General features: G+C 55.5%; 10 protein-coding genes. 4 read left to right on the forward strand and 6 right to left on the reverse strand.

Translation table 11 applies throughout. The features are described 5' to 3' along the window. Positions 1 to 136: 136 nt before the first annotated feature. The 3 genes from C1N84_RS19310 to C1N84_RS19320 all read left to right on the forward strand — a co-directional run bounded on the left by C1N84_RS19310 (position 137) and on the right by C1N84_RS19320 (position 2,578). Complete coding sequence (locus C1N84_RS19310; RefSeq protein ID WP_159377730.1) at positions 137 to 1,213, forward strand: LacI family DNA-binding transcriptional regulator; 1,077 nt, start codon at positions 137 to 139, stop codon at positions 1,211 to 1,213. Between the two features lie 194 nt (positions 1,214 to 1,407). After that, positions 1,408 to 1,869 carry a hypothetical protein gene (locus C1N84_RS19315; protein WP_264444654.1) on the forward strand — a complete coding sequence of 154 codons (462 nt, stop codon included), beginning with the start codon at positions 1,408 to 1,410 and terminating at the stop codon, positions 1,867 to 1,869. Positions 1,870 to 1,939: 70 nt separating this feature from the next. Further along, entirely contained in the window at positions 1,940 to 2,578 is a 639-nt protein-coding gene (locus C1N84_RS19320) for an SMI1/KNR4 family protein (protein WP_264444652.1), read from the forward strand. A gap of 383 nt (positions 2,579 to 2,961) precedes the next feature. Here C1N84_RS19320 and C1N84_RS19325 read toward each other — a convergent pair whose 3' ends face one another. Beyond that, a complete protein-coding gene (locus C1N84_RS19325) occupies positions 2,962 to 3,180 on the reverse strand; it encodes a hypothetical protein (protein ID WP_264444650.1) in 219 nt (72 codons plus the stop codon). Between the two features lie 386 nt (positions 3,181 to 3,566). Here C1N84_RS19325 and C1N84_RS19330 point away from each other — a divergent pair, with 386 nt between their 5' ends. After that, entirely contained in the window at positions 3,567 to 4,271 is a 705-nt protein-coding gene (locus C1N84_RS19330) for an MgtC/SapB family protein (protein ID WP_021509440.1), read from the forward strand. A 24-nt stretch (positions 4,272 to 4,295) separates the two neighbouring features. On the opposite strand, the gene C1N84_RS19335 is transcribed toward C1N84_RS19330, so the two are convergent. From C1N84_RS19335 to C1N84_RS19355, 5 genes are all read right to left on the reverse strand, one after another. After that, the gene (locus C1N84_RS19335; protein ID WP_260641183.1) at positions 4,296 to 5,306 is read right to left on the reverse strand and encodes a substrate-binding domain-containing protein; all 1,011 of its coding nucleotides are present in this window, start codon (positions 5,304 to 5,306) and stop codon (positions 4,296 to 4,298) included. A gap of 29 nt (positions 5,307 to 5,335) precedes the next feature. Next, positions 5,336 to 6,745 (reverse strand): sucrose-6-phosphate hydrolase, encoded by a 1,410-nt coding sequence (locus tag C1N84_RS19340; RefSeq protein ID WP_264444644.1) that lies wholly within the window; start codon positions 6,743 to 6,745, stop codon positions 5,336 to 5,338. Next, a complete protein-coding gene (locus tag C1N84_RS19345; protein WP_021509443.1) occupies positions 6,745 to 8,115 on the reverse strand; it encodes a sucrose-specific PTS transporter subunit IIBC in 1,371 nt (456 codons plus the stop codon). Before C1N84_RS19345 ends, C1N84_RS19340 begins: the two co-directional genes overlap by 1 nt. A 64-nt stretch (positions 8,116 to 8,179) precedes the next feature. After that, the gene (locus C1N84_RS19350) at positions 8,180 to 9,736 is read right to left on the reverse strand and encodes a carbohydrate porin (RefSeq protein ID WP_168714985.1); all 1,557 of its coding nucleotides are present in this window, start codon (positions 9,734 to 9,736) and stop codon (positions 8,180 to 8,182) included. Between the two features lie 131 nt (positions 9,737 to 9,867). Continuing rightward, positions 9,868 to 10,794, reverse strand: coding sequence for an aminoimidazole riboside kinase (locus C1N84_RS19355; RefSeq protein ID WP_264444640.1), 927 nt, complete (start codon positions 10,792 to 10,794; stop codon positions 9,868 to 9,870). Positions 10,795 to 10,856 lie beyond the last annotated feature (62 nt).

Raw genomic sequence — 10,856 nt, forward strand, 5'->3', positions numbered from 1 at the left:
TGAGACCGGTCTCAACGCGGGGCAAAATGAAACCGGCTCTGGTTGTGAGACCGGTCTCATTCGGATATACTGATATTAAGCACACGCTATCAGCAGCGTCAATTATGTTGTTATCAACTTGTGATTCGAAATAATTATGACCAATGAAAATGCTCGTTCACGCGGTCCGACCGTCGCCGACGTCGCCCGCGCCGCCAATGTTTCCAAAGCTCAGGCGGCACGCGCGCTGGGCGGGTATGGTTCCGTCAGTGAAGACGTGCAGACGCGGGTGAATCAGGCTGCTGAAGCGCTGGGATACCGACCGAACGAGCTGGCGCGCAGCATGAACACCGGCCGCTCCAATACTATCGGGGTGATTGTCGGCGACATTGAAAACCCGCACTTTGGCCTCGCGCTGCGCGGCATGGCCGACGTCGCGCGCCAGGCGGGTTTTCACCTGCTGCTGAGTAACAGCGATGAAACGCTGGACGAGGAACGGGAAGCCGTGCGCGTGATGCTGGATAAGCGCGTCGATGGCATCATCGTCGCGCCGTGCAGCTCATTGTTTGAGGATAACGAGCATCTTCGCCAGGTGCTGGCAGAAGGGCGTTCATTAATGATGTTCGACCGGGCAGTGCAGGGGATGGAGGTAGAGACCATCCAGGCGAACTTTGTCGCAGTGGCCAAACAGGCGACGGAGCTGTTACTGGCGGCCGGACATCAGCGTATTGCTTATCTCTCGAGCATGCGCAGCGCTGCACCTTATTCGCCGGCAATCACGCTGGGCCCCACGCCGGTGGCGCAACGTGTTAGCGGAATGATTGATGCCTACCGGGCCGCAGGTAAGGAACTGGATCCAGCGCTGATTCGGCTTAATGCGCTCAGCGAAGCCATCATTGAGCAGATCCTGACTGAACTGCTGGCGCTCGCCGAACCACCCAGCGCGCTGATTGCCTCCGATAACCTGATTGCGATGGGCATCCTGCGCGGTCTGGCCAAACGCGGCCTGCGCGTACCCGAAGATATCTCTTTTGTGATGTACGACGATTTTCCCTGGACCGAGCTGATGTCACCGCCGCTGACCGTGGTCGCCCAGCCGGTATATGAAATGGGGCGCGAAGCCGCGCGCCGGTTGATTTGCCACATCCGCCAGCAATCCGCCGGCGCCTTACCCGCATTTGACAGCTGGATGGTGGTGCGCGGCTCAGTGGGGGCAAACCCGTCGGCCCGGTGATACAATGTGCCGCGGCAGGCTTGTGGAATTTCTCCCTGCTTTTTTGGTCGCCATGAATGGCGCCCCTACAGAAAACGGCGCAGTTTTGTCCTTTCTTACGCACCAGTGAAGCATTGGTTTTACTGGTTACACCACTACTTCTCATGATGAAAAAATAGATCTGAAGGTGACTCTACTAAGGAAAAAATACCATTATGATTTCAAATGATAATGTTCTTAATGCATCATCCTTCATGTTGCTATTTTTGTTGTTGCTGTTGGGAGTCTGTTTTTTTATCTTTGTTTATAAAAATCTTGGCGGCGCTAAGGTAGGTAAGGATTCTTTTCTTTATTTCAATTATATGTTTTTTAAACGTGATGCTTTATCAAACAGTGCATTGATTTTTCTTGTTCTTGGGTATGTGGCGGCGGCGATAGCTGAATATCGAAGAGGGTTTGATGATTTATCTTTAATATCTAATTTGTCTGGAGGGATGTCAGTTTTTCTTTTCGCACTCTATGGAAAGTATTTTTATCAGGGGTTAATTGAAGATAAAAAACCATCTTTCTTTATCAGGGTTTTCCTGACAAAATCAGACCTGTCTTTTGGTGCGATTTTTCTTTGGCTATCAAGACTTGCGTATATGACATGGTTAATAATATTCGTTAGCCATTAAATAACGATTAAGAATATGACCGCAACTGCCACCTTATACAGTAATAATAAAGATCCATAAAAGGAGTAACATGAAAGACTCAATTTCAAAGCTATTGTCAATTTGCAGCAATGAGTTAGCAAAGCCTTTCGATGATATGTATGGCACTCTTAAGCTCGAACCTTCATCAAAGTTTCCTGATTATGTTGCTCTGTTGAAAATGCGCAATGGGTTTTATGGTTTTGAATCAGCGCTACATGTCTTTCCGGGAACACACGAACAAGATGATTTTAATGTCTTTTCCTGGAATGAAGAAAAATTATGGCGCGAAAGCTATGGTGGTATGACAGATGGTCATTTCTTTTTTGCAGAAGATGCATTTGGTGGGCAATTTTCTTTAAAGGAGGATGGAATATACTCATTTGATCCCGAGACCGGTGAAAGCCAAAAAATGTGTGAAAATTTATCTCAGTGGTGCGATGCTATTCTAAATGATTATGACTTTCTGACAGGTCATTCGTTGATGCATCAATGGCAGATCACGCACGGAAAAATTAAGCAGAATCAGCGGTTAGTGCCTGTTATTCCTTTTGTTTTGGGTGGTGAGTTTTCAGTTAAGAATTTGCGTGCTCAGCAATCTGTAACAGCAATGCGAGCAAGGGGAAGTATTGCAGTTCAGATTAGAGATGTGCCAGATGGTGGAACTATAAAACTGAATGTTGATGACTGAGAAACGCTTAGATTCTTCTGAATGAATCCTGTGTAGTGGAAAGAAGAATTTCCCTAAGCGATGCTATTTTTTATTCAATGCCGTAAGCGATAGATGCAAGTATTGTTGAGCAGATGACAGCAACGCACATCGTCACTATAAATATAACACCGTGGTGACAAACGTACCGGTGGGATAAGTTTTCACATAGGGTAGCCGTGGTGGAAGACGTTGTGAGCCTGGTAAGAGGCGTAAAGGGCGAAACTGAAGGATTGGAATACGCGATCAGATATCTTATTTAACATAATCATGATTATGCGCACTTTAGCCCGAAAGGTAAATCAGTAGCACCCATACACAGCTCCATTAGTTTAAGGCTGCCAGTTATGGCGCATTCACCATATTCAAATCCTCGCTGGCAATAATGGATAACACTTCGTCCAGTTATAATTAGTCTTCGCCAGCATCAGTTCTCCCGCCACCGCACCAAAATTAATGCCCCGATTTACCGGATCGTAATAGTTCTCTTCACGGATGTTCCCGATGCCTGCATTTTTCGCCCACAGCGCAATGGTGTTTTCGTTTGCAGAACGGTACCGGGTTTGCAGACTGATTGGTTGCATGTCAGACCTTAAGGTATTTGGATGAGCGCACATAATTAATTATGAAACGTTTTTTAGCAGATACCCCAGCCTGATTGTAATGAAAACGCGTGATTATCTCATGCCTGTTCAACACCGCTTAAACGATGCGCGATTTGTCTTCGCTCTGGCGGATCAAAGCGTCTACAATGCCGGCGAAATTTTCACTGATGAGGATACACAATTGGACACCTGTCCCACACGATTACAATCGGTGCCGATGCTGAGATAGCCTCATCGCTGTCTTAGCCCTGCGTTAAGACGGTGGATTTCCCTCCCCCTTTTTCCTGCGTTCTTCCTGGCCCGCTGTAATCCATTCTTATAACCCTGAATATCCATTGCCCGGCGGTGATGGAGTGAGGTCTGACATGGACTGGAAAATCTTTTTATTGCGCGTCACGGTCGCGCTGATTCTGGGCGCGCTGATTGGCAGCGAGCGCCAGCTGCGCCAGCGCCTGACCGGGCTGCGCACCAATGCGCTGGTTAGCACCGGTGCCTGTTTGTTTGTACTGATGACGCAAAGCGTACCGGGAATTGCCGCAGATGCCTCGCGCGTCGCGGCCTATGTAGTTTCCGGCATCGGCTTTCTTGGCGGTGGCGTCATTATGCGCGATGGCCTGAATGTGCGCGGCCTTAATACCGCCGCCACGCTGTGGTGTACCGCGGCGATTGGCGTTCTTTGCAGCATGGGCTTGTTGCTGGAAGCAGGCATCGGTTGTGTGGTTATTCTGTGCGCCAACATCCTGCTGCGCGAGCTGGCACAGGGCATCAATCGGCAAAGCATCATTACTGCGGAAGACGCCAGCCAGTATTACAAAGTGCAGATCATCTGTCTGGCGGCCGATGAGGTGCAGGTGCGCAGCCTGATGCTGCATAGCCTCGGTGGCAGCGGTCTGCGGCTGCAATCCCTGCACAGTGAGGATCTGGAACCCTCACACCGCATGGCGGTAAATGCGGAAGTGCTGGGTAAACCCAGCCTGACCGATCAGCTGGAAAATCTGGTCAGCCGCATCAGCCTGGAAAAAGGCGTCAGCTCGGTCAGATGGCAGGTGTGTGAGCCGGAGACCGATTGAGTCGTTAAACGCGATGCGGCTGCGCTACCTGCCAAAGCGCAGCCGCAGCGTTGCCGGCAGCACGGTATGCTGGCTGATGGGTTCATCGCTGTTAATCATGGTAGTGAGCAGCGTAAAACACTCCTGCGCCAGGCGCGGCACATCCTGTTCAACGGTATCGATCGGCAGTGTCAGTGAGTCATACAGATAGTGATCGTCAAAGCTGGCCACGCGGATGTCGCTGTGCAGCAGGTGGTGCTGGCTCATGTAACGCAACACCCCTTCCAGCAGTCCGCAGGCAGCGGTAAAAATCGCTTTCGGCGGACGCCCCAGCCGGGCGCACAGCGCGGCGAACATCTCATAACCGCTACTGGGATGATAATTGCCGTGAATAATCCACTCCGGCCGCGGCGTGATGCCCGCCCGCTCCAGCCCCTGCATAAAACCGGCCAGACGGTCTTTGGTGGGTGACAGACGCGGCTGACCGCCGAGAAAGTAAATTTCATCCGGATTGGCGCGCGCCAGCCGTTCCACCAGCTCGGCGGTCGGCGTGACCGAATCGGTCATCACCAGCGGCAGCTGCGTGTCATTAACGTAGCGGTCAAACAGCACAACTGGCAGCTGGTCACTCAGCTTCACATAGTCACTGTCGCTCAACATGCTGGACGCCACAATCAGTCCGTCCACCTGACGCGCCACCAGGTTATCCACTACTACCCGCTCCTGCCCGGCGTTTTCATCAGTGCAGGAGATCAGCAGCTGCAAGCCGGCCTCGCGACACAGATTTTCCAGCGCGTGCGAGAACACGGCAAAACCATGGTTGGTGATCTCCGGCACCACTAAACCCAGCGTATGGCTGCGATTATCGCGCAGCGAGCGCGCGTGAATACTGGCCTGGTAGTGATGTTCGCGCGCCAGCGTTAATACCCGTTCACGCGTCTCTTTCGCCACGCGCAACTCTTTGCCACGGCCATTCAGCACCAGGCTGGCGGTGGCTTTGGACACCCCCGCCAGCGCGGCGATATCCGCTATGGTAACGCGTTTGGTTTTTCTCACGTCAGTGCATCGGTTAAGGAAACAATGACTTATTCTACCATGCACGGCCGTAACGACCAGTAGCGCGCCGTCACTTCTGCGTGTCCGGTCAGGGTTAATTGCGCCGGATGCGCCGGGAAGTAGCGGCTGCTCATCACCCCTTCTCCTTCATTAATGAAAATCTCGACGCTGGAGTGATCGCACAGTAACTGGAGCTGACTCACCGCGCCGCGCCAGTAACGGAACTGCCACTCGTCGTTTGCCAGACTGCGCCGCGCGAGCCGCAGCCCGTCGGCACGCCATTCTAGCCGTAGCCGGTCGGCGAAATTCAGGGTGATGTCGCCCTGCCCGCTCAGCAGTAACTCCAGCCGCTGCGCATCAATGACCGGCGCATCGGCGGCTGGCCCCTGATAGTGCTGTTCAGTGCTGCGCAGCGCCTGCAGTTCAGTGACAGGACGCTGGAAAAGCCGGCCATCACGCGTGCCCAGTTCGCGCACGCAGGTCATCTGATGGATCCAGCCATTGGCCACCGTGGGCTGCAGCATCTCCTCGCCATCCGGCACGCCCATCCAGCCCACCAGCAGCCGGCGTCCGTCGGCGGTTAGCGTGGTTTGCGGTGCGTAAAATTCGAAACCGGCGTCAAGCTCATGCAATTCGCCATGGCTAAAGCGGGCGTTAGCGTAATCAAGATCGCCGGAGAGCCACGCGCTGGGATGCGCATTGAGAAAACGGTGCTGTTCCCGGGCAAGCCCCTGCGGGCAGCAAATCAGGAAGGTGGTATCGCCGAGGGTAAACATGTCCGGGCATTCCCACATATAACTGGCTGCCGCCAGCCCGTTCAGGCCGCTGCCGGCAATCTCGCCCAGATTGTGCCACTCACGCAGGTCCGCCGAGCGCAGCAGCAATACTTTGCCCTGCTTTTGTTGATCCTGCGCACCCAGCACCATGAACCAGTGTTCGCCATGCCGCCACACTTTCGGATCGCGCACGTGTCCGGTATAGCCGTCGGGCAGCGCGATCACCGGCCCGAGTTTGTCAAAGCCGCCCTGCGCATTCTGCACCGCCAGACACTGCCACGCGGTGCGCGAACCATCCGCGAACTTCACGTTGCCGGTATAGATCAGCGTCAGTGCGCCATTATCATCAACGGCGCTGCCCGAATAGCAGCCGCTGCGGTCATACTCCTCATCCGGCATTAGCGCTATGGGTTCATGCTGCCAGTGCAGCAGATCGGCGGAACTCCAGTGGCCCCAGCATTTATGCTGATGCTTACAGCCCAGCGCATTCCACTGATAAAACAGATGGTAACGCCCGGCGAAGTGGATAAAACCGTTCGGATCGTTAAGCAAGCCCGTTACGGGTGCCAGATGCCAGCCCGGATAATGCGGGTCGCTCAGCGCGCGCGGCTGACCGCGCATCACCGCCTGCAAAATATCGGGTAACAATGAAGAAGCCGTCATTATTCCGCGTCCGTTTTGTATTTGAGCAGATAAGAGATCATAAATGCGCTGCTGAACGCGATCACCATGCCAATCGCATAGTTAAGCAACGAACTGGCCTGCACAATCGCCATGCCAGGCAGACCGGTCAAACCGACAGCCGTCATATACACATGCACTGACACCACCCAGGCCCCGCCCAGCGCGCCGCCGATCAGGCCGGCGATAAAGGGTTTCATAAAGCGCAGGTTGATACCGAAAATCGCCGCCTCGGTAATACCCAGCAGCGCTGAAAAGCCGGACGGCAGCGAAATCGCTTTGATTTTCACATCTTTGGTTTTGAACCATACCGCCAGACAGGCACCGCCCTGCGCCACGTTAGCCATCGCCCAAATCGGCAGCAGGAAGTTGACGCCAATCGCCGGATTGCCCAGCAGCCCGGCTTCAATCGCATGGAAGCTGTGGTGCACGCCGGTGATAACGATAACTGAGTAAAGCCCGCCAAACACCAGTCCGGCCAGCCAGCCGGCATGGGCAATCAGCGTGCTGAGGACGAATGAGATACCGTCGCCCAGCATCCGTCCTGCCGGACCAATCACCAGCAGCGCAACGAAGCCGGCGATAATCACCGTCAGAAACGGCGTCAGGATCAGATCCAGCGCGTCCGGAATCACCCGGCGCAGCTGCTTCTCCAGCACGCTCATAAACCACACCGCCAGCAGCACCGGAAACACCGTGCCCTGGTAGCCGATCATCGCCACTTCGATGCCGAAAAAGTTCATGGTATGGAAGCCGGCCGCCACCCCCCAGGCGTTGGTGAGCGCCGGATGCGTCAGGATGCCGCCGAGCGTGGCACCGAGGAACGGGTTACCGCCAAACTCACGTGCCGCAGTAAAGCCTATCAGGATTGGCAGGATGATAAAGGCCGCCGAGCTGCACATATCCAGCATGATATACAGCGCGTTGTCGGGGTTAACCCAGCCGTAGGTTTTAACCATGCCGAGCAGTCCCATCAGCAGGCCAGAGGCCACAATCGCCGGGATGATCGGTACAAAAATGTTCGACAGCAGACGCGCAATGCGCTGGAACGGATTGAGCTTGCGCGCGGCGATATCCGCCGCTTCCGACTTGCTGGTTTCACTGATGCCAGCTTCGCGGATAAACGCGGCATACACTTTATTCACCACGCCAGTGCCAAAAATCACCTGCAGTTGTCCGGCATTGCGAAAACAGCCCTTCACGCCCTCCAGTTTGCCAATCGCCGCGGTGTCGGCTTTGGCGTCATCCACCAGCACCAGGCGCAAACGTGTGGCACAGTGCGCCGCACTGGCGATATTTTCCCGGCCTCCCAGCAGCGGCAGCAGCGACCGGGAAAGAGTAACAAAATCCATAGTAACCTCTGTTTTTGGTTGTTATGCCATCATGCGCTAAGCGGCCCGCACGCGGGCCGTTTCATCAGAACCAGGTTTCCATTTGCACGCCAAAGTTCCACTCGCCACCGGATTTAAAGCCGGTGCTGCCAAAGGCGTCATCGCTGGCGTAGTTATCCAGACGATGATCCCAGTCCATCCAGCTGGCGAACAGGCGGATTTCCGGACGCTTGAGGAATTCGCCCACGTCGCTGGCTTTGAGCGTGGGGGCGACGGTGAGCTTGTAGAAGTTGCCGCTGACGGCCTGACGATTGTTATAGCCTTCAGGCCGCAGATCCATGTACTGATATGAGCCTTCATACTGCATCTCAAAGTTCTGCGTAAATTCCTGAATCAGGCGCAGGTTCACGGTGGCCCACTCATAGCTGTCGCCTTTGACGTAGCGGTCTTTGCTGCTCTGCGCCAGCAGCGCCGGCGCGATATGCCAGCCAGCGCCCAGCGGCGTCATGCCGTAGCTGGCGAGCCGCCAGGTATTCGCCTGCGGCAACAGCGCGCCATCGGAACCGATGCTCTTCACTTCTGCACCGAGGCCATGACCGTACAGCAGCGCGGTTTTCGCTGAACCTTCCCCCAGACCGTAGAAGCTGTCGTTGTGCAATCCGACCAGGGCGTGCACACCGTCACTGGCGGCATCACTTTTCACGCGGTTGCCGTCAATATCGGTGCGCTGATCGTTATCTTTCGCGCGCATGCCGCTCACCATCAGCTGCAGCGGCCCGACGAAGTTATTCAGCGACAGAATGTAGTTTTGCGCGGTGTTGTCGTTATTTTCGATGTCCCCGAAGGTGCGGCCATAAATCGACAGGTTGCTGCGGGCGTCATCGCCCCACTTCATGTCGTAAATACCGGCCCCGGTTCCGGCGAGAAACACCACATCGGAATCGATCCAGTGGATGTCGAAGTTATCGCGGTCGAAACGCTTACCGGCCCACACCGTGGAGTCTTTGAACGCACCGGTGAAGGTCGGTAGCTGCCCCAGCTCGACAAACGCCTGACGCAGGTTGAGATCGCTGCTGGCGGCAGTCCAGTCGTTGTAGGTGCGCTGTCCGTCGGCCAGCATCGCCTTGAAGCGCGTGGTGGCACCGTTGGCCAGCGTTTGTTTATGTTCGAGGTTAAGTTCAACGTAGGTATCCGGCTCATTGCCGAGCCGCCCGACGTGACCGCCGGTCTCACCGGCTGGCGTGACGGTGGGCCCGCCCTGAGTTTTCGCAGCGGAGCTGTTCATCAACAGGCCGGAACGCGCGTAGCCATGAAACTCAAAGCCCTCTGACTCGCTGCTGGCGGCGGGCGCAACAGGCTGAGCGGCGCGCGGTTCGGTCTGTGCGACGGCAACCGGCGTCGGGTTCTGCTGCTGCACCGCAGCCAGCTTTTGCACCTGCTGTTCCGCTGCCTGCGCGCGCTGCTCCGCCACGCTGGCACGCTGTTCAGCCGCGGCCAGCCGTTTTTCCATCGCCGCCAGGCGCGCTTCAATACTGCTCATGTCGTCAGCCGCCCAGGCTGAGCCTGAGCCTAATACGGTGCTAAGGGTTATCGCGATTATACTTTTTTTCACTGTTTTGCATCCCTGAGGCAAGGCTATCATCAGATGTATTTTTTTTGCTAAACCGGTTTAGGCACCGCATCATAGCGGTGCCGATTTTTAAAGCGCAATGGATTTTGCTAAACCGATTTAGTGGATGTGAGATACATCGCAAAACAGGGAAAACGGCGGGGTCAGATACCGTGCTGCTGTAACTGTTGATAGTTGGGTAACGCGGTCATCGCGCCTTTGGCGGTGGTGGCCAGCGCCCCGCACGCCTGCGCCGTGCGCAGGCAGGCCGCCAGCTGCGCTTCATCCGCCGGCAAACCCCGCTGCGCCAGTTCCCACAGCAGTCCCGCCACGAAGGCATCGCCGGCACCGGTGGTATCCACGCTGATCACCGCGCGCGCGGGATAGTGAGTTTGCCGGCCATCAAAATAAGCACGCACGCCAGCGCTGCCCTGCGTGACTAATAACAATTTAAGAGAGAAGCGCTGCGCCAGTTGCGCGATGCCGCTGTCAATGTCGGCGGTGTCCGTCATAAAGGCCAGTTCTTCCACGGAGAGCTTCACCACATCCGCCCGTTGCAGGGCCGCACTGAGGCATTGCAACAACTCCGCCGCATCGGACCACAAATCAAGACGGATATTGGGATCGAAGCTGACAAAACCGCCCGCCTCACGCACACGCTGCATGGCGGTTAACGCCGCCGTGCGCGACGGCTCGGTGAGTAACGCAATCGAACAGCAGTGCAGCCACTCGCCACACTGAAACCGCGGCAAATCGTCTGGCGTGAGAAATAAGTCGGCGCTGGGGCGCACCATGAAGGTGAAGGTGCGCTCGCCCTGCTCATCCAGGGCCACGACCACCGTGGAGGTGCGCTGCTGCATATCTTTGCGCATATGGGAAACATCCACCTTTTCCTGCGCCAGCGTACGACACAAAAACCGACCAAAAGGATCGTCGCCCACCCGTCCGATAAATCCGCTACTGCCCGCCAGCCGGGCGATACCCACTGCCACATTGGCGGGCGCGCCGCCGGGACACTGCAACAAACGGCCTGCGTCATCAGGCAGCAAATCCACTACGGCATCACCCAGACACCAGATACGTTTCATCATGATTCGGTCTCACTTAATCGCTAAAACGGTTTAGCAAAGCAGGCATATTAATCATGAATGCG

The sequence above is a fragment of the Pantoea sp. SGAir0418 genome (assembly GCF_043529865.1).